18 protein-coding genes are annotated in these 17,776 nt (G+C 65.0%); 8 read left to right on the top strand and 10 right to left on the bottom strand.

Annotated features, from left to right (window positions below):
* Window positions 1–203 precede the first annotated feature (203 nt).
* Window positions 204–773: a TetR/AcrR family transcriptional regulator gene (locus LKE06_RS23155; RefSeq protein WP_228001462.1), complete on the top strand. Its 570-nt coding sequence runs from the start codon at window positions 204–206 to the stop codon at window positions 771–773.
* Between the two features lie 4 nt (window positions 774–777).
* On the opposite strand, the gene LKE06_RS23150 is transcribed toward LKE06_RS23155, so the two are convergent.
* On the bottom strand, window positions 778–1,284 hold the full coding sequence (locus tag LKE06_RS23150; RefSeq protein ID WP_228001461.1) for a MarR family winged helix-turn-helix transcriptional regulator: 507 nt from the start codon (window positions 1,282–1,284) through the stop codon (window positions 778–780).
* Window positions 1,285–1,441: 157 nt separating this feature from the next.
* Here LKE06_RS23150 and LKE06_RS23145 point away from each other — a divergent pair, with 157 nt between their 5' ends.
* The 4 genes from LKE06_RS23145 (at window position 1,442) to LKE06_RS23130 (ending at window position 4,051) form a co-directional block, all read left to right on the top strand.
* Window positions 1,442–1,855, top strand: a complete 414-nt coding sequence (locus tag LKE06_RS23145) for a cupin domain-containing protein (protein ID WP_228001533.1) — start codon at window positions 1,442–1,444, stop codon at window positions 1,853–1,855.
* A 2-nt stretch (window positions 1,856–1,857) separates the two neighbouring features.
* A complete protein-coding gene (locus LKE06_RS23140) occupies window positions 1,858–2,019 on the top strand; it encodes an acyl-CoA thioesterase family protein (protein ID WP_228001460.1) in 162 nt (53 codons plus the stop codon).
* A gap of 603 nt (window positions 2,020–2,622) precedes the next feature.
* Window positions 2,623–3,075, top strand: a complete 453-nt coding sequence (locus tag LKE06_RS23135) for a hypothetical protein (protein ID WP_228001459.1) — start codon at window positions 2,623–2,625, stop codon at window positions 3,073–3,075.
* A 13-nt stretch (window positions 3,076–3,088) separates the two neighbouring features.
* On the top strand, window positions 3,089–4,051 hold the full coding sequence (locus tag LKE06_RS23130) for an MvdC/MvdD family ATP grasp protein (RefSeq protein WP_228001458.1): 963 nt from the start codon (window positions 3,089–3,091) through the stop codon (window positions 4,049–4,051).
* 3 nt (window positions 4,052–4,054) lie between these two features.
* On the opposite strand, the gene LKE06_RS23125 is transcribed toward LKE06_RS23130, so the two are convergent.
* Entirely contained in the window at window positions 4,055–4,288 is a 234-nt protein-coding gene (locus LKE06_RS23125; protein ID WP_228001457.1) for a helix-turn-helix domain-containing protein, read from the bottom strand.
* Between the two features lie 81 nt (window positions 4,289–4,369).
* Window positions 4,370–6,001, bottom strand: a complete 1,632-nt coding sequence (locus tag LKE06_RS23120; protein ID WP_228001456.1) for an ABC-F family ATP-binding cassette domain-containing protein — start codon at window positions 5,999–6,001, stop codon at window positions 4,370–4,372.
* Window positions 6,002–6,649: 648 nt separating this feature from the next.
* On the opposite strand from LKE06_RS23120, the gene rnhA reads away from it, so the two are divergent.
* Together rnhA and LKE06_RS23110 are read left to right on the top strand one after the other, a co-directional pair.
* Window positions 6,650–7,138 (top strand): ribonuclease HI, encoded by a 489-nt coding sequence (gene rnhA, locus LKE06_RS23115; protein ID WP_228001455.1) that lies wholly within the window; start codon window positions 6,650–6,652, stop codon window positions 7,136–7,138.
* Window positions 7,139–7,385: 247 nt separating this feature from the next.
* Window positions 7,386–8,150, top strand: a complete 765-nt coding sequence (locus LKE06_RS23110; protein ID WP_228001454.1) for an SDR family oxidoreductase — start codon at window positions 7,386–7,388, stop codon at window positions 8,148–8,150.
* Between the two features lie 63 nt (window positions 8,151–8,213).
* On the opposite strand, the gene LKE06_RS23105 is transcribed toward LKE06_RS23110, so the two are convergent.
* Window positions 8,214–10,424, bottom strand: coding sequence for an MMPL family transporter (locus tag LKE06_RS23105; RefSeq protein ID WP_228001453.1), 2,211 nt, complete (start codon window positions 10,422–10,424; stop codon window positions 8,214–8,216).
* A 437-nt stretch (window positions 10,425–10,861) separates the two neighbouring features.
* Here LKE06_RS23105 and LKE06_RS23100 point away from each other — a divergent pair, with 437 nt between their 5' ends.
* Window positions 10,862–12,016, top strand: a complete 1,155-nt coding sequence (locus tag LKE06_RS23100) for a lycopene cyclase family protein (RefSeq protein ID WP_228001452.1) — start codon at window positions 10,862–10,864, stop codon at window positions 12,014–12,016.
* A gap of 363 nt (window positions 12,017–12,379) precedes the next feature.
* Here LKE06_RS23100 and LKE06_RS23095 read toward each other — a convergent pair whose 3' ends face one another.
* The 6 genes from LKE06_RS23095 to LKE06_RS23070 form a co-directional block, all read right to left on the bottom strand.
* The gene (locus LKE06_RS23095; protein ID WP_228001451.1) at window positions 12,380–13,018 is read right to left on the bottom strand and encodes an HD domain-containing protein; all 639 of its coding nucleotides are present in this window, start codon (window positions 13,016–13,018) and stop codon (window positions 12,380–12,382) included.
* 111 nt (window positions 13,019–13,129) lie between these two features.
* A complete protein-coding gene (locus LKE06_RS23090; protein WP_228001450.1) occupies window positions 13,130–14,116 on the bottom strand; it encodes a GlxA family transcriptional regulator in 987 nt (328 codons plus the stop codon).
* Window positions 14,117–14,373: 257 nt separating this feature from the next.
* The gene (locus LKE06_RS23085; protein WP_228001449.1) at window positions 14,374–15,462 is read right to left on the bottom strand and encodes an NAD-dependent epimerase/dehydratase family protein; all 1,089 of its coding nucleotides are present in this window, start codon (window positions 15,460–15,462) and stop codon (window positions 14,374–14,376) included.
* A gap of 58 nt (window positions 15,463–15,520) precedes the next feature.
* The gene (locus LKE06_RS23080) at window positions 15,521–16,279 is read right to left on the bottom strand and encodes an enoyl-CoA hydratase/isomerase family protein (protein WP_228001448.1); all 759 of its coding nucleotides are present in this window, start codon (window positions 16,277–16,279) and stop codon (window positions 15,521–15,523) included.
* Between the two features lie 67 nt (window positions 16,280–16,346).
* Complete coding sequence (locus tag LKE06_RS23075) at window positions 16,347–16,565, bottom strand: hypothetical protein (protein ID WP_228001447.1); 219 nt, start codon at window positions 16,563–16,565, stop codon at window positions 16,347–16,349.
* Window positions 16,566–16,679: 114 nt separating this feature from the next.
* Window positions 16,680–17,051: a nuclear transport factor 2 family protein gene (locus tag LKE06_RS23070; RefSeq protein ID WP_228001446.1), complete on the bottom strand. Its 372-nt coding sequence runs from the start codon at window positions 17,049–17,051 to the stop codon at window positions 16,680–16,682.
* Window positions 17,052–17,776: the final 725 nt, after the last annotated feature.

Below are 17,776 nucleotides of genomic sequence, written 5' to 3'. Positions count from 1 at the left end.
CGGGTTCGGAGCCTCGTAACCCCGCATCCGAGCGCTCGAGACTCGCGCCTTCGGCGCATGCGCTTCGAGCGTTCGGATGTGGGGCGGCCCCGAACGGGCTCGCAGGACTCGCCTCGTGCGGGTTGCGAGTGCAATCATGAACCCCTGCTCCGGGGCTTTGCCGGGGCGGGGGTTCGTTCTAACCCGCCGTTGGAGGAGCAGCCGTGCCCAAGGTCAGTGACGATCACCTCGCCGCCCGGCGGAGTCAGATTCTCGATGGGGCGCGGCGCTGCTTTGCCGAATACGGCTATGAAGGCGCCACCGTGCGCCGCCTCGAGGAAGAGATCGGTCTGTCGCGTGGCGCGATCTTCCACCACTTCCGCGACAAGGACGCGCTGTTTCTCGCGCTGGCTCAGGAAGACGCCGAGCGCATGGCCGATGTCGCTGCCAACCAGGGCATCGTGCAGGTAATGCGCGATATGCTCGCCCATCCCGAGCAATTCAATTGGCTCGGTACGCGTTTGGAGATCGCGCGCCGACTGCGCACCGATCCGGAATTCCGTGCGGGCTGGACGCAACGCTCGGCCGAGCTGACCGCCGCCACTTTGGCGCGACTGGAACGGCGCAAGGCCGCGGGCGCCCTGCGCGACGACGTCCCCACCGATGTCCTGCTCGGCTACCTCGACTTGGTGCTCGACGGCCTGATCGCCCGCATCGCCTCCGGCCACACCAATGAAAACCTCACCGCGGTACTGGATCTCGTCGAAGCCTCGGTGCGCCGCCGGGACAACTAGCACCTCACCCGTCGCGTTCGAGGCTCTCCAGTAGCCGTCGCGCGATCCGATCGAGTTCGCGGCGGTCCTTTCCCGAAAGTACCGACAGGATCCGGGTTTCGTTCTCGGTGTGCGCGACAACGACGGTGTCGATCAGCGCCCGGCCCGGCTCGGTGAGGGCGACCCGCACGGCGCGGCGATCTTCGGTATCGGCGATGCGCCGGACCAGGCCCGCGGATTCGAGACGGTCGAGCCGTCCGGTCATGCCTGCTCGCGACAGCATCAGGGTGTCGGCGAGCACCGAGGGGTTGAGCTCGAACGGTTCACCTGAACGGCGCAGTGCCGCAAGCACATCGAACTCACCGCGCTGCAACCCGTGTGTGGTGAAGACCGCCTCTATCTCCTGCTGCGCAATGGTGAACAGCCTGCCGAGGCGTCCGATCACGGCCATCGCGTCGAGCTCGAGGTCGGGTCGTTCACGCTGCCACTGCGCCACGATCGCGTCGACGGAGTCTGATTTCATCTCGGTCATGGACAACATTCTATTCGACGGCATATAGTTCGATAGAGAATAATTAACCATCGAATCAAATTCGGAGGACACCGTGACCAGCACGACCGCTCGCTACGCCATTCGCCAACCGCAAGATGCCGAGACCTTGACGACCGGCGCGGTCACCGCGCGACTGCTGATCGACTCGAACGAGGCGGGCGGCGCGGTGAGCCATCTCGAGGTCAGCATGGACACCGGCGCCGATGGGGCGGCACCGCATTTCCATACCAAGTCCGACGAGCTGTTCTACGTCGCGGACGGCGAGCTGCAAGTCCTGGCGGGCGATGAGATCGTCACGGTCGGCGCGGGCGGATCAATCGTGGTCCCCAGGCTCATGCCGCATGCCTTCGGCGCGACCCCGAATAGCTCGGCACGAATCCTGATCGCCCTGATGCCGGCGGTGGAACGCTTCGGATACTTCAGATTGCTGGACCGACTGGCCAGAGGTGACGCAACCTTCGAAGACCTCGTGGCGTCCCAGGACAAATTCGACAACCATTTCGTTGACGCACCGACCTGGTGGCAGGAGCGCAATGCGAACAGGCGTTGAATGTGGCACTCACATCATCGAATTCGGGAACGATCCCGACGCGGGCATACGTCCGCCATGACATGACCTTCTCCGTTCCCGTCGTTGCGCGCGGCTATGAGCTCGATACGCTCGACCACCTCAACCTGGCCGTATACCTGCAATACACCGAGCGCGCCCGCTGAAAGTGCCACGGGTGGCCGGCCTCGACCAGGAGACCGAGGACCGGTGCCGGACCGGTCATACTCGAGACAACCATCAAGTATCGGCACGAGTTGCGCGCGGAGTACGAAATCACTGTCAGCTGCGAATTCGATTGATAGCCGGGCAAATTCTTCGCATCCGGCAGGAGATTCACAAGCTCGACGACACCCTATCCGCGGAGATTTCCCGCGTCAGCGGAGTCTTGGACCTCACCGCACGTAAGCTAATCGACTCCCCTGGTGAGCGTTTCCGCAGCCTCGCCGACCTACCGGAGCTACTGAATCTGTAGATCCGGCGGGTTCACGAACCGGTTCGACATCAATGCTTCGGCCGTCCACCGGATGGGACAAAATGCACGGCCGCCAACCTCGAGCAATACGTCACGGCGATTCATTAGCCGGACGATTGCTAGATGTTGTACCTTCATGTGCCGAAAATCTTTTGGCTCAAGCGCATCCCGGGCCTTATCCGGTTTGCCAGCAGTCACGAAATCTGCCGATCCGGGCCGCCAGAAGCCCGTTGCACGGTATGCTGCAGACCACGCTCGGGGGCCCTGGCAAATCGCGAGCAGATCGGAGAACCCCATGACCGACGCCATCCATCTTCCCGGTACCGCGCCGACTGATGACCGCGTCCCCGCATTGCAGGGCCTGCTGGTGGCCGAGTCGGAGCGCGATATCAGCGTGCGGGTCACCGAGGGGACATGGACGTTCCATCGGGATGATGTGCTGCGCGTCCTGCCTGATGGGCATGCCGCCGGTTCCGACGGTCGCCCGGTTCTGGTCGACATCCGCCCCGGCGCCACCGCCGACTTCACCCGGCGCCTGCGCATCGAGCTCGTCGAACGACCGATGACCCTGGCCGCCGAACCGTCGCTCGCGCTGGGAGATGAACTGCTGCAACAACTCACCGCGTCGTGGTCCGATTCACTCGAACTCGTCGACTCCGCCGGCCCGGGCAGCGCCACGTTCACCTACTGCCAGACCAAATCGCTCTATAGCAGCGACGACGGCATCAACTGCGACAGTCTCGACTGAACGGGACTGTCGCATGGCGACGCGCCGCACCGGCTCGGTTCTAATCGTTTCCGAATCCGATGACCTACACGCCGCCGCGATGGCGGCGACATTACGAGAACACCACGGGCTCAGCCCAATCCAGCTAGACCTGCGCGATTTTCCGAGCGAATCCGGTAGCTTCCGGCTCGACAGTTTCGGCACGGCACGCTCGATGTCGCATGTGATCGGCCTCGACGATGTCCGGTCGGTGTGGTGGCGACGCCCGCACCCGGCGCGAGTGCCGGCCGGGGTGCGCGCCGACGACGACGCCTACCGTCAAGCCGAATGCGATGGATTCATCCAGGGCATGCTCTGGTCAATTCCGGCGAATTGGATCAACGATCCAGGCGCCGACCGCATGGCCGCGCGCAAGATCGTGCAACTACAGACCGCGCAGCGGGCCGGATTCGCGATTCCGGAGACGCTGATCACCAACGATCCGGACGAGGCCCGCAGTTTCGTCGAATCCCGTTCGGGCGCAGTCGTTTATAAGCGCACCGGCACCGGGCGTGCCGAGTTCGCCGAGACCAGGATCATCACCAGGACCGACTTCGGCAGGCTCCCGAGTATCCGCTCTTCACCGACCACCTTCCAGGACTACGTGGAGGCCGTATACGACCTGCGTGTCGTCTGGGTCGACGGTGTCGCATGGACGGTGCGCATCGACTCTCAGGCCGGCGTCGGACGCGTCGACTCGCGCCTTGACACCAGCGTCGACTTCGTTCCCGACAGCCTGCCCGCCTCGGTCAGCAAGTCGATGGCCATGCTGATGGGCGCGCTCGGCCTGAGCTTCGGCGTGCTGGATCTGCGATTGGGGATCGACGGCGAGTACTACTTCCTCGAGGTCAACCCGCAGGGGCAGTTCGCCTACCTGGAGATCAAGACCGGATTGCCGATCTTCCGAAGCCTGGGCAACCTGCTGATGCACGCAGACGGCGCGGTCCTCGGTTATTGAGCGCTACTGAGCCTTGCGCCGATTCGCGCCCCCCCGGCCACGGAGTTGCACATGCGACTCCACCAGCACGTTGTGAATGAAGCCGTAGGAGCGGCCGGTGGACCGGGCCAGCGAACGAATGCTGGCACCAGCCTCGTACTGCTTCTTCAATTGGCTCTGTAGCCGATCGCGTGACTTTCCCGTGACGCGTGTGCCCTTACCCAATGGGGCCTTTACTTGTGTGGGCCTGTCGCTCATGGCTTCCTCCGAGTCGCCGAGCCGCGTCATTCAAGGCTAAGCACTCAACGAGCCGTGATCAACAGGTCCGTGTGATGAAACTCACGCAAGCTGAATAAGTTCCAAATATTCCTGCGACCAGTGGTCCTCGGTGCCGTCCGGCAGCAGGATTACCCGCTCTGGATTCAGCGCCTCGGCAGCGCCCGGATCGTGGGTCACGAGCACCACAGCACCCGCGTAACTGCGCAATGCGTCCAGTACCTGCTCACGCGATACCGGATCCAAGTTGTTGGTCGGCTCGTCCAGCAGCAACACGTTCGCCGCCGAGGAGACCAGACCGGCAAGCGCGAGACGGGTCTTCTCACCACCGGACAGGGTGCCAGCGGGCTGATCGAGTTGCGGGCCGGTGAACATGAAGGCACCGAGCAGGCTACGTAGTTCCTGTTCGCCGGCATCCGGGGAGGCGTGCCGGATGTTCTCCCAGACCGACGCGTTGTCGTCGAGGGTGTCGTGTTCCTGGGCGAAGTACCCGACCTTCAGGCCACGCCCCGTTTCGAGACCACCCGAATCCGGTGTTTCGACACCCGCGAGCAGCCGCAGCAGCGTCGTCTTACCGGCACCGTTGAGACCGAGCACGACGACTCGGCTGCCCTTATCGATAGCGAACTCGACACCGGTGAAGATCTCGAGCGAGCCGTACACCTTGGTCAGGCTGTTCACCATGAGTGGCGTCTTGCCGCAGGGCGCGGGCTCGGGGAACTTGATCCGCGCCACCTTGTCGGCGACGCGCACGTCATCCAGTTCAGCGATCAATCGGTCGGCGCGCTTGGCCATATTTTGTGCCGCAGTGGCTTTGGTGGCCTTCGCACCGAGCTTGGCGGCCTGCACACGCAGTGCGCTCGCCTTCTTCTCGGCGTTGGCACGCTCCCGGCGGCGGCGCTGCTCGTCGGTGGCGCGCGCGTCGAGATACTTCTTCCAGCCCATGTTGTAGATATCGGCCTCGCCGCGCACCGCGTCCAGGAACCACACCTTGTTGACCACGTCGCCGAGCAGCTCGGCATCGTGGCTGATCACGATGAGCCCGCCGTCATGGTTCTGGAGGAAACCGCGCAGCCAGGTGATGGAATCGGCGTCGAGGTGGTTGGTCGGCTCATCGAGCAGCAGAATCGTGTCGGAGCGACCACCGCTGCCATCGGAGGCGGCAAAAAGGATGCGCGCCAACTCGATTCGGCGCCGCTGACCACCGGAGAGGGTGCGCAGCGGCTGTCCGAGTACCCGGTCGGGCAGGCCGAGGCTATTGCAGATGCGGGCCGCCTCGCTTTCGGCGACGTAACCGCCGAGCGCCGAGAACCGCTCCTCGAGGCGTCCGTATTTGCGTACCGCGCGGTCGCGTTCGGTGTCGTCGGCGACCTCGGCCATCAACGCCTGCTGCTTCTCCATATCACGCAGCAGGGCATCGAGTCCGCGAGCGGAGAGAACACGGTCGCGGGCGAGCACGTCCAGGTTGCCCTCGCGTGGATCCTGCGGCAGATAACCGATATCGGTGGAGCGCAGGATCTTCCCGGCGTAGGGCTCCCCCTCGCCGGCGAGGATGCGCAATGTCGTGGTCTTGCCCGCGCCATTGCGCCCGACCAGTCCGATCCGGTCGCCGGCCTGTACCCGAAACGCCGGCCCCGGGGCCGACAGCAGGGTGCGGACTCCGGCCCGGACCTCCAGGTCCGTCGCGGTGATCACAGGCTTCTCCTCGGATACATGGTGCTGATCGGCTGCTGACTCGATTGCGCGATGCGATACGCACAAGAACCGCCGATTTTACCTGGCCCGCGCGACGCCCCCGACACCGAGCAAGCCAGGTGTGACGACGGTAACGTCGCACCCGACGCTCGAGACCTGAATGATGCGACCGCTGCCTTGTTCGCGCGGGATCGCGATCACCGCCTGGGTGACCGGGAGCGGCCCCGAACCCGTAGGTATCGAACTGCGGCGAAGTTCGTCCCGGCTCGCCCACATTCGCCCCAGCGCCGTTCAGGACACGGCCCGATGCTGCCGACCACCCGAACGACTGTTTCGACGGTGCCTGACCGTAGCGGAATGCGCGGCAGGCGTTCGTGCGACGACGAAGTATTTTCGTTCAGCTTCATATGCGATTCGACTTCTCGAGCTTTACGGCCGATCCGCAATTCTCTTGTTGCCACGTCCAGGAGAGCGGTATTGCCGAATTCGCAAGACAGAACGCAAATCTTCCGGTGAGACAATTCGCGACGAAATAATAGGCGAACCGAGCAGTTGCATTTCGTCACGCGGCCTCGGCGCCGGCATACCGGACTCGCGGAGCGGAGTGGTCCGCGCGCAACACCGGCACGTTGGGCTACCCTCAGCGTCGTGGAGGTGGAGATTTATACCGATGGTGCCTGTAGTCCGAATCCTGGTCCGGGTGGTTGGGGGGCGGTGCTCCGTTATGGTCGGCACGAAAAGGACATGTACGGCAGCGATTCGGGGCCCACGACCAATAATCGGATGGAGCTGACGGCGCCGATCCGGGCGCTGGAGAGTCTCACGCGACCGTCCGCGGTGCGAATCTACACCGACAGCACCTATGTTCGCGACGGCATTACGGCATGGCTGCCGAAGTGGCGGGCCAATGGCTGGCTGACGTCGAAGAAGGAGCCGGTCAAGAACGCCGATCTGTGGCAGGAACTCGCCGCGGCGTGCGCGCCACACGAGATCGAGTGGAAATGGGTGAAAGGGCACGCCGGGCACCCGGAAAACGAGCGGGCCGATCAGTTGGCCGTTCGCGGATCGCGGGAAGCGGGCGGCGCGCACGAGCAGCCCGGAAAACCCGCCGTGCGCGACCGCGCCGTCCGGACGTGAGGCTCGAACTTCTTCGCTATCTCCACGTCGCCGCCGAGATGGATATCTCTCGTGCCTGCGCATCAGCGGACCACCCCGTACACGCCCTGGCGCAACGGGAAAGCGGAGAGGTGCAACCGGATCCTGACCGAGGAGTTCCTCATTACGCGCGCGAATGGACCTCTGAGGAGGCGGCGGCTGTCGATTGCGCGGGGGTCGCAGTGTCCAGGATCGGGCGCGGACGCGGGTCGATGTAGCGTGCCATCACATGAGTACCGATCTGTTGGGCAAGAGTGCACTGGTCACCGGCGCGAGCCGAGGCATCGGCAAGGCTGTGGCAGCCGAGTTGCTGAGCCGCGGAGCGAACGTGCTGATCACCGCTCGCAAGCAGGAACCACTGGACGAGACGGCGGGTGAGTTGCGTGCCCTCGGTCATCAGGGTGAGGTCGTCGCGCTGGCGGGCAATTCCGGTGACGCCAATAGCCGCACGGCGGCGGTCGCTCGCGCGGTCACCGAATTCGGCTCGCTGGACATTCTGATCAATAACACCGGCATCAACCCGGCCTACGGCTCGCTGATGGACGCCGACCTCGATGCCGTCCGCAAGATCTTCGACGTCAATGTCGTTGCCGCGCTTGGTTATGTACAGGAGGCATACAGGGCGTGGATGCGTGATAACGGCGGCGCGGTGGTAAATGTCGCCAGCGTCGCGGGCATCCGATCCTCCGGTGTGATCGCGGCGTACGGCGCGTCGAAGGCCGCGCTGATCCGGCTCACCGACGAACTGGCCTGGCAGCTGGGCCCCAAGATACGGGTCAACGCGGTCGCGCCCGGCGTGATCAAGACGAAGTTCGCCGACGCGCTGTACTCCGCGGACGAGGACGCCGCCGCACAGGTGTACCCGTTGAAGCGGCTCGGCGCGCCGGAGGACGTGGCGAAGCTGATCGGGTTCCTGGTCTCGGATGAGGCCGCGTGGATCACGGGCGAGACCGTCCGCGTCGACGGCGGACTGTTGTCCACCGGCGGGATCTGAGCTCTACCGACCAACCGAGGGCCGCGCGGCGAATGCCACACGGCCCTCGATCTTTTCGTACCGTCAGACCCGGGCCGGCCGAGGTCGGATTTCCTCGCCGGAGACAGTCGGCGCGGCCCCACCTTCATTGAATCCGAAGCGCTCGTGCAGCTTTTCGAGCGGTCCTGGCGCCCACCAGTTCCAGTCGCCGAGCACTTTCATCACGGCAGGCAGCAGGAAACCACGCACCAACGTTGCATCGACGAGCACGGCCAGCGGGAGGCCGATGCCGAATGCCTTCATGAAGGTGATGTCGGAGGCCAGGAATCCGAGGAATACCAACGAGATCAGCACCGCGGCGGCCGTGACGATCCGGCCGATCCGTTCCAGGCCGAAGGCCACAGCGGCGTCGTTCTTGCCGGTGCGTTCGTACTCCTCGAGAATGCGCGACAGCAGGAACACCTGATAGTCCATGGCCAGGCCGAAGGCGACACCGAACAACATGACCGGCACCGTCGGGGGCAGATCGCCGGTGACGGTGAAACCGAGCAACCCGGCGAAGTGCCCGTCCTGGAAGACCCAGACCAGCGCGCCGAAGGTCGCGGTCAGGCTCAATACGCTCAACACGATCGCGACCAGCGGCAACACCACACTGCCGGTCAGCAGGAACAGCACGATCAACATCACGATGACCACGAAGCCGAGCGCGATCGGCAGTGCCGCCGTCACCGAATCCAGGGCATCGGCGTTGGCCGCGGCGATGCCGCCGACCAGCACCCGTGACGGCGACGCGACGGCACGTACATCGCTCGCCACTCGATCCAGCGTGCCCGGATCAGCGGTATCCGGCAGCACTGACAGATACGCGGCATCGGACATGCCGAACCGCTTGTGCTGCTCGTTCGGCGCAACGAGCAGGCCGCCGTGGGAATAGCTACCGGTGGCGGTGTCGACGCGCGCGACATTGTCGACCTGCGAGAGCTCGCGTGCGTAGTCGTCGAGTCCGGACGCGCTGTCGGGCAGCACCGCGAACAGGGCGTTGGAATCGGTCGCGGTGAAATCGTGCTGAATGATCTCGGTGACCTGCCGGTTGTTCATCGACTCCGGCAGCGCCCGCTCGTCGGGGAAGCCGAGCTTGACGCCGAGGAACGGGGTTCCGAGCAGTAGCAGCAAAGCCGTGACGGCCAATCCGATCGGTATCGGCTTTCGCATGACGAACAGCGCGAGCCGATGCCAAAAGCCCTCGCCGGGAGCGGGTCTCGGCGCCCGGAGGAACCAGCCGAGCTGTCCGCTGTCGATGCGGGTGCCGACCAGGAACAGGATCGCGGGCAATACCGTCAGCGCGACGGTCGCCGCGATAACGGCGACCGCGAGCCCCGCGTAGCCCATCGACCGGACCGCGAGCAAGGGGAAGAACAGCAGCCCGGATAGCGCGACACCGACTGTGACGGCGGAGAAGGCCACGGTCCGGCCCGCCGAACGCATGGTGGCGGTGACAGCGGGACCCGGTTGCGCGCCCGCGGCCAATTCGTCGCGGAACCGGTTGATGATCAGCAGGCTGTAGTCGATCGCCAGGCCCAGCCCGAGCAGCGTCGCGACATTGGTCGCGGTCGCGGCGAGGTCGGTGACCAGGGTGATCAGCCACAGCGCCCCCATGGTGATCATCACGGTGATCAGGGCAACGACCAGCGGAAGGCTTGCGGCGACCAGCCCACCGAATACGAACAGCAGCGCGATCAGGGTGATCGGGAAGGCGATCGATTCGCCGACCACGGCGTCCTTCTCGCTCTGTTTCACGGTCTCGTGCAACAGCATCGCGTATCCGCCGACGCGGACGTCGAGGACACCGTGGTTACCGCCGTAGGTGTCGGCGAGCCCGCCGACCTGCCGGTCCACATCGGCCTCGGCGCCCAGGATGCTGGCGACGATCAGTCCCCTGGTGCCGTCGGTGCTCAGCAACGCGGATGGGTTGCCGTCGGCCCAGTAGGACGCGACGCCGGAAACGTTGGGCTCGCTGCGCAGCCGTTTGGTCAACTCGGTTGCGGCGGTGACCGTTTCCGGATCGTCGACCGGCTTCGACGGCTGCACCAGCAGCACAAAGTTGGGTGACGCCTGACCGAAGGTGTCACGCAAAATCTCGGTGGCCTGGCTGGATTCGCCATCGGGGTCGGAGTATCCGCCGCCCTGCACCCGGTCGAACAGCGTCGAGCTGAGAATGCCCAGCACCAATGCCGCTACCGCGAACACGCCCAGGATCTGCCGGCTACGCCGCCGGGTCCGTTCGAACACTGCCATTCCCCTAACTCCTTATGCCGCAGCGCATCCTGCGACACCACGCCCGGCGGTCGCCTGGCCGTGAACACGCCTCGGACACCCGACCTCGGCGAACCAGCGCGCCGATCATCGCGGATTCGCCACGACACCGGGCAGCCGATACGCCTGATGGTTCGGGCGCTGGCATCGGCGCACCGAGATCCTAACAACCCGATCAGCAAACCCGGTGAGCGAGAACACAATTCCCGGACAACACCGCGACTGCCTCCGCTCCAGCCGTCGAAACCGGTCACTGCCTGGAGGTTTCGGATCGAACTCGCCAGGGACCCACGACGGATCGGTTCCGCGTCGCCGAGACTTATGAAAAGGATCACCGCCGGTTCGGCGAACTGTTACCGGACGCAGGCGACAGGCGTGGCCGGAACTAGACTCGGCGGCAACGCACCCGACGAAAGGCAGTGAGGCGCACGGATGCGGCGACCACTTTGGCGGTGTACGACGCGAGGCACGGCGTGACCGCGGATGTCATTGTGTGCGGGCTCGGTCCCGCAGGACGAGCGCTGGCACATCGCTGCCTCGCCCATGGCCTTTCGGTCACGGCTATCGATCCATTCCCGGATCGGTACTGGACGGCGACCTACGGTGCGTGGGAGGACGAGCTGCCGGGATGGCTGGACCCGGCGGCGGTGGCGGTGGCGGTGGATCGGCCGACCGCCTGGGGCAGTGATTCGCATCGGATCGAACGCAGGTACACCGTGCTCGACACTATGCGGCTGCACGATTGCCTCGGCGTCGACGGTGCTCGAGTGATCGCCGATCGGGTCATCGGTATCGATCGTGGCTCGGTGCGACTGCGCTCCGGCGCGCAGGTGCGCGGTGCGCGGATCATCGACGCGCGTGGCATCGGCCGCTCGCCCGCGCTGGCCGAACAGACCGCCTATGGTGTCATAGTCGCGGCCGACCGCAGCGAAACACTGTTCATGGATTGGCGCCCGGACAATGGCGCACACCCGGACGCGCCGCCGTCATTTCTGTACGCGGTGCCCTTGGGTGGCGACGCGATGCTGCTGGAGGAGACCTGTCTGGCCGGGCGGCCCGCGCTTGACGGCGCGGTACTGCAAGACCGGCTCGAACACCGATTGCGGTCGCGTGGCATCGAACTCAGCGGCAGCGAACCGGTCGAGCGGGTGCGCTTCCCGGTGCAGGGCGGGCGGCCCGGACGTAGCAGGTTCGGCGCGGCGGGCGGTTTCACCCATCCCGCCACCGGATACAGCGTCGCCGCGGCGCTCGCGGCCGCCGATACCGTCGCGGCGGGAGCGTCGGCGTGGCCGGTGACCGCGCGTGCGGTGCGGGCGCTGCGAATTGCCGGACTACGCGCACTACTCGACCTTCCACCCGTTGATATTCGGCTCTTCTTCGACGCATTCTTCGCGTTGCCTCCGGAGCTGCAGCACGCCTATCTATCCGGCCGAACCGATCTGCGCGGCACCGTCGATGCGATGCGAACACTCTTCGCCGGACTGCCCCCGCGATTGCGGCGCCGAATCGCCGCCGCAACGCTGCGAATTCCCCTTCGCTCACAACTTCGAATGGCTTCCGCCATCATTGGGTGATGCGATCGATCCGCAAATGGGTTCACTAGTGACCCACACAAGACACCATCGCCTCGACGAGGTCGCATATAAAACCCGCAGGTAGACGGCGAATATCTAACGGCCCCGCCGCGGGCCTGCACCACGTTCGACAATTCCTCCGTAACCACAGACCGTCCACAGAACGTCCGCGTCATACCTCTGTCGAGTCAGACCGTGAACGGGCGGTGGACATATCGCGAGCAAGTCAGCCACACCGGCGACAGACAGTTGACGAGTCACCCCGCCCGGTCACCTGCGGGACGTTACGGGGTAGCGAACCCCGCCCACGAACCGCTGCGAATAGATAAGTCGACGGTTCAGTCCTGTCTGTCGCGATGTCGATTACTCCGGCCATGCGCTGTTGCGGATGATGTCGACGAAATCCTGGCGGACGAAGGTCGGATCGAAATGAGCCAGGACGTCGTCGTTCATCGTTCCGAATGTCGTATCGGGACGGTCGGCCATCCCTCGATTGAAGGCCCGCAGGATCTTGTTCTTGAAGTCCGGTCGCGGATGCGCCGCCAGCACCTCGGCTCGCTGCGCATCGGTGATCTCGTCGAGACCCAAACCCAGAACATCGGTTTCGACGCCCAGCGTCACCACCGCAACCTCCGGTGCGAGATGGTGCGGCACTTCGGGAGTGGTGTGCAATGCGATCGCCAGCCAGACGTCGCGGACCTCCTGCTCCGAACGACCGTGGCGGAGAAGGAAACTCCGTGCCGCCTCGGCGCCGTCGAGCTCGAATCTCCGGGTCTTGTCGGCGTAGGTCGACACCAGTCCGAGGTCGTGGAAAAGACTTCCCACGTAAGCCAGTTCGGGATCGAGATCCAGTCCGCGTGCGGCAACCTTCAATGAACCCCACAGATACACCCGGCGTGAGTGGTTGTAGAGCGTCTCGTCGGCGGCCTGCAGGACGATTTCAGTCGCGTCGTGCACGAGGTCAGTCTCGGGGATGAGCACCCCGGCAATGAATTCTGACATTCGCAACTCCTGGTCCATCTGTCCAATTGACAGCTCCCAGTGTTGTCGCCGAATTCACCGGTGGACACCACTCAGACCGACCGGTACCCCACGGATCCGGACCTGTGGATGTCAGTCCTCCAAGGTGCCGTGAGGCCGTGAGCCGACATCGGCGGTGCCGAATCGGTCGCGATACTGGCTGGGTGAGACACCGAAACGTGCCACAAAGATACGGCGCATAGTCTCGGAACTACCGAATCCTGCCGCGCGAGCAGCTGCCGACACGGTGTGGCCGGCGTCCAGCAGCACCTTGGCGTGGTCGAGGCGCACTCGCTCGACATACCGTGCCGGAGTGGTGTCCAGCTCGCCGGCGAACAGCCTCGCCAGATGCCGTGGTCCGACGCCCACACGGGCGGCCAGTGAGTTGATGCTGTGGTCGAGCGCGGGCTGCGCCGAGATCAGATCGACAACGGTCCGCAGGGCCGGGGTCCGCGGGGGCCGGACCTGCAGCGGCGCGGAGAACTGCGACTGGCTCCCGGGCCGTTGCATGAACATGACCAGGTTGCGTGCGACGTCGCGAGCGAGGTCCGCGCCGTGGTCGCGCTCGACCAGTGCGAGCGCGAGGTCCATGCCGGCCGTCACGCCGGCCGAGGTGAAGACACCGTTATCCTCAATAAACAGTGCGTCGGGTTGCACCTGGACATCGGGGTAGGTCCGAGCCAGCAGCCCCGCATGGCGCCAGTGAGTGGTGGCCCGGCGGCCCGACAGCACTCCGGCCGCTGCGAGCGCGAACGACCCGGTACAGATGGACACCATTCGCCGGGTGTGGGGCCGTAGGTGCTCGATCGCGGCGATCAGAGGGGGCGGGACAGGACGCTCGACGAGACAGTCCCCGCCGGCGACCACCACGGAATCGGAATCCCCGCAGTCGGCGACCGCATCGGCGGCAACCTCCATCCCGTTCGACGTGACCACCGGGCCGCCCGAAATGGACACATACGCCAGGCTGTACACGCCGCCGAGGAGGTTCGCCTCGGCGAAGACCTCCGCGGGTCCGGTCACATCCAACATCTTCATGCCGTCGAACATCACGAACACCACGCGCCGATCACCTGCCATAGATCCTCCTCCGCGTATGAGACCCTGAACCAGGCCTCACTCGCGGCCTGAAACCACAACAACCCGCGAGTCAATCAGATCCGGGGCAGTCCCGATCCATACCCAAGCCCTCCTGGCCCTAGCTCGGCGTCTCGTCGACGTGTTGTGGGCGTTGCTGCGCGACGGTCGTGAATTCACCCTCGACAACCCGGTTCCAGTCGCTGCCGCGGCTTGACACGGTCATTGAGAGTCCTTTCGTGGCCCGGTGGCGGGTGTGATCATGCGACCGGTGGCAGAAGCTTGTCGTCGATGAGGGACTGGAGCGCGCCACGGAACGCGTCCTCGGTGTCGAGGGTGCGACTGAATCCGGCCTGACGCAGTTTGATGGTGCTGACGAACGCCACGGGACCAGCGGGAGCACCGTAGGCAACGACGAAGTCCAAGTGCTGGTCCCCCAGGCCGACCAGCTCGTACAGGTCGCGGGACCGCAGGCCGTACTTCTCGACGATCTGGTCCCATACGCCGACGTTCTCGGCGATATAAGCGGCGACACTGGTCGGCTCGTCCGGACCGGTTGTGGCGCCGAGCGTTTCGGCCAGACCCGGCCAGAGGTTGCGCCACTCGAAGACGTCGCCGTTGGTGATGTTGAAGGCCTCGTTCGCGGCTGCCGGTGCCGTCGCTGCCCACACCATGGCGTCGGCGACCAGGCTCGCGTCCGCGGCCTCCCACACGAAGGACGGGCCGCCGGGAAAGGCGAACGGTTCGCCCTTCTCGCGGCGGATGGCGGCGTAGACGCCGATCGCCGGGATCACGTTCAGCGCACCGGGAGTCGGGCCGGTCACCAGCTGCGGACGCAGCGCGGTGTAAGTGAAGCCGTGCTCCTTGCCCATCCGCGCGACCAGCTCTTCGTGGTCGAAGAAGAAGTTCGGGTGGTCGTGCCGGGCGTCGCGCTCGCGGGCCGGGATCGGGATGGGATGCAGGTGGACGCCGTAGATCTTCGTGCCCTGCAAGATGCTGATGTGCCGAAAACTACTGGCGGCGTGGATGATCGGGTCGAGCACGTTGCTCAGCATCGCGTTGTTGGTGGCTATCTGGTCGGTGCTCGACCAGCCCTGGACCAGCTCATGCTTCTCGTAGATGGCGGTGTAGGCGATGTGGGTGACATCGGTGAGCTGCCTGAACGCGGCGTGGGACGCCTGCCTGTCACGCAGGTCGACCGGCAGGAACTGGATGTCCCTGCCGCTGGGCAGCTTCGGGCGGCGGCGGGAGACGCCGATGACATCCCATCCGGCGTCGAGGAACTTCTCGACCGCCGCCACTCCCAGCAGACCGCTGGCACCGGTCACGAGCACCTTATTCTTCGGCATACTTTTTCTCCTCTTCCTTCCCGTAGATCGATAGCGCTGGTGCTGAACGGGTTTCGGGTTACTGCTGGTACGCCAGGTCGGCGGCGGTCAGGCCTTCGAGTGCCATGCCGTAGGGCACGCCCTCGACGATCCGGCGCAGCAGGCGCTGGTTGAGGGTCTGCTTCTGCAGCGACCGGTACAGGCGCGGCTTGCCGGCCAGGCTGCGGGCGAGCTCGAGACCGCGGACGTATGCCCGGTCGTGGGTCACGACCTCGTTGACCACACCCCACTGCTGGGCAGTGGCGGCGTCGATGGTCTCGCCGGTCCACAGCAGCCACTTGGTGCGGGCGGTGCCCACGGCCTCCTCCCAGACGACCTGAAGGCCGTCGCCGGCGGTGATGCCGAACGCGTGGTGCGGGTAGTCATCGTAGGTGGCCCGCTCGGATGCGACGTGGATGTCGGTGAGCAGCAAGTACTCCGAGTGCACCGTCGCCGGCCCGTTGGCCACGCCGATCACTGGCATGGGCAGCGACAGCAGCCGCTGCAGGACGTTCAGACCCTCCGCCCGGGCCTTCTCCCACGCCTGCGGCTTGAAGATCTCGCCGAGGCTCGGGCCGTCGATCTGGTTCATGAACACGTCACTGGTGCCGACGAGGACCATCGCCTTGTTGTCGGGGTCCAGTGCGATCTCCTCCAGGGCGTGCGGAAGGTCCTCGTGTGTCTGCCCGGTGAAGACGATCGGGCCGCCGTCGGTATGGAAACGCATCGTCAGGATGCCGTCGTCGGTGCGGTCGAATGCCAGGTTCTCGTACTTGCCGAAATAGGCCGGAGTAGTCATGATCGGTCCTCCTTGTCGGTGTTCTCAGGATGTGTCGCCTGCTATCCGGCGGACGGGTGGACTGTGGTCAGAAGCCGGGGAAGAGGGCGTGCAGGTCGTCAAGGGTGATCGGGCCGGTAGCGGCGACTTCGTCGTCCGGGCGGCTGCGGCCGTAGACCAGGCACCTCGGCGGGTCCGCGCAGCGTCGAGGTCGGGTCGGCGGGCTCGGCGCGTTCACCTTCGCGCCGCCGGACTGGTCGCAGCCGATCCCCGACACCTGGTTCCCGCTCGCCGGGAACCCCCTCATCCGCAGAACATGGGCCAGCTGGCGGGCCAGCTCCCACCGCCGCGACTTGGCCCGTCTCGTCGGCGCACTCGACCACGGCTGAGAACACGGCCCGTCCTAGACCGCGGCCGCGATCTAGGACGGCTGACGGATTTCGGTGACGATCGTGTACAACTCGATGATCACTCCGCCCTCGGTGCGGGCGATGTCCATGCCGCTAACCACCGGCGGTTCACCGATGGGCCCATAGTGGAAGGCGAGTTGGCCGATGTCGTCGAGTTCCACGGCAGGGCCCGCGGTCCGGAATGCCCAGTCCGGATTCTCGGCCCGCAACTCCTCGGCGCGACGTTCGAGGTCTTTGCGCCCGTGCACCTTTCGGTCCGGTTCGTGCCACACCACATTCTCGGCATAGGTCTCGGCGGCAGCCGTAGCGCGACGAACCGAGTCCGGCTCGTTGAAGACATCGAGAAGATTGCGCCGCATGAGCTCGGCTGGAGAACTGGTCACAGCTGATCCTTTCGGGCAAGTCGCCTCTGGAGTTCATGCTGAGAGTTCCGGACAGCAGCACCCTAACGTCTTGCTTCAACCGGCTCAAACAGTTCGGTGACATGGCCACTCGTTATGCAAAGCGTACTGCCCACCTTTTCAGGCCGAACTCACCATCGCCGCGATTGTCCGCTGGCCCCGATGACTGACAGGTACAGCCCCGAGATGCGTCCTTGTCATACCGATCGCAATGGTAAGCGGACTGACGACCGCGACCTCGATCAGCGGGCAGCGGTCGCGCACACGGCGCTGGCCAGTCCCGTCGAGATGAAAGATACTGGACTGCAATCGCTTCTGGAAAGAGACTCCGTGGGAACGTGGAATTCACCGCAAAGGCTACCTATGTTAGATGTCATCGAACACATGGTTTAGCCAAATCTGCCGTACCGAAGGGTTCAAGTTCCCTCTCGCGCATTACTCGAGCACGTATTCGCATCAAATTTGATGCGAATACGTGCTCGATCACCCACTCGTTCCCCTCCGGACTCGCCCGCAACCACCCTGTCGTGGCGTACATGCACCGGAAGCGCCCCTCGCAGCACACATCTACGCCATAAATGACGCTCCCGCGTGTTCGAGTGAACTTCGCCCAGTGCTCTACCACGCACAATCGGCGCAACTGAGCCATCCGCGTGCACGAGGGCTTCCTCACACACCCTCTGACACAGGGTCTTTACACAGTTCAG

The organism is Nocardia australiensis, assembly GCF_020733705.1.
In the GTDB taxonomy this organism is placed as follows: domain Bacteria; phylum Actinomycetota; class Actinomycetes; order Mycobacteriales; family Mycobacteriaceae; genus Nocardia; species Nocardia australiensis.
This window is presented reverse-complemented; position numbering and strand designations above follow the sequence as displayed.

Bases quoted from the DNA above. Each gene is read 5' to 3' on its own strand.
- LKE06_RS23150 (WP_228001461.1), bottom strand. From the start codon at position 1,284: ATGACCGAGATGAAATCAGACTCCGTCGACGCGATCGTGGCGCAGTGG.
- LKE06_RS23135 (WP_228001459.1), top strand. From the start codon at position 2,623: ATGACCGACGCCATCCATCTTCCCGGTACCGCGCCGACTGATGACCGC.
- LKE06_RS23130 (WP_228001458.1), top strand. From the start codon at position 3,089: ATGGCGACGCGCCGCACCGGCTCGGTTCTAATCGTTTCCGAATCCGAT.
- LKE06_RS23125 (WP_228001457.1), bottom strand. From the start codon at position 4,288: ATGAGCGACAGGCCCACACAAGTAAAGGCCCCATTGGGTAAGGGCACA.
- LKE06_RS23110 (WP_228001454.1), top strand. From the start codon at position 7,386: ATGAGTACCGATCTGTTGGGCAAGAGTGCACTGGTCACCGGCGCGAGC.
- LKE06_RS23105 (WP_228001453.1), bottom strand. From the start codon at position 10,424: ATGGCAGTGTTCGAACGGACCCGGCGGCGTAGCCGGCAGATCCTGGGC.
- LKE06_RS23095 (WP_228001451.1), bottom strand. From the start codon at position 13,018: ATGTCAGAATTCATTGCCGGGGTGCTCATCCCCGAGACTGACCTCGTG.
- LKE06_RS23090 (WP_228001450.1), bottom strand. From the start codon at position 14,116: ATGGCAGGTGATCGGCGCGTGGTGTTCGTGATGTTCGACGGCATGAAG.
- LKE06_RS23085 (WP_228001449.1), bottom strand. From the start codon at position 15,462: ATGCCGAAGAATAAGGTGCTCGTGACCGGTGCCAGCGGTCTGCTGGGA.
- LKE06_RS23080 (WP_228001448.1), bottom strand. From the start codon at position 16,279: ATGACTACTCCGGCCTATTTCGGCAAGTACGAGAACCTGGCATTCGAC.
- LKE06_RS23075 (WP_228001447.1), bottom strand. From the start codon at position 16,565: ATGAGGGGGTTCCCGGCGAGCGGGAACCAGGTGTCGGGGATCGGCTGC.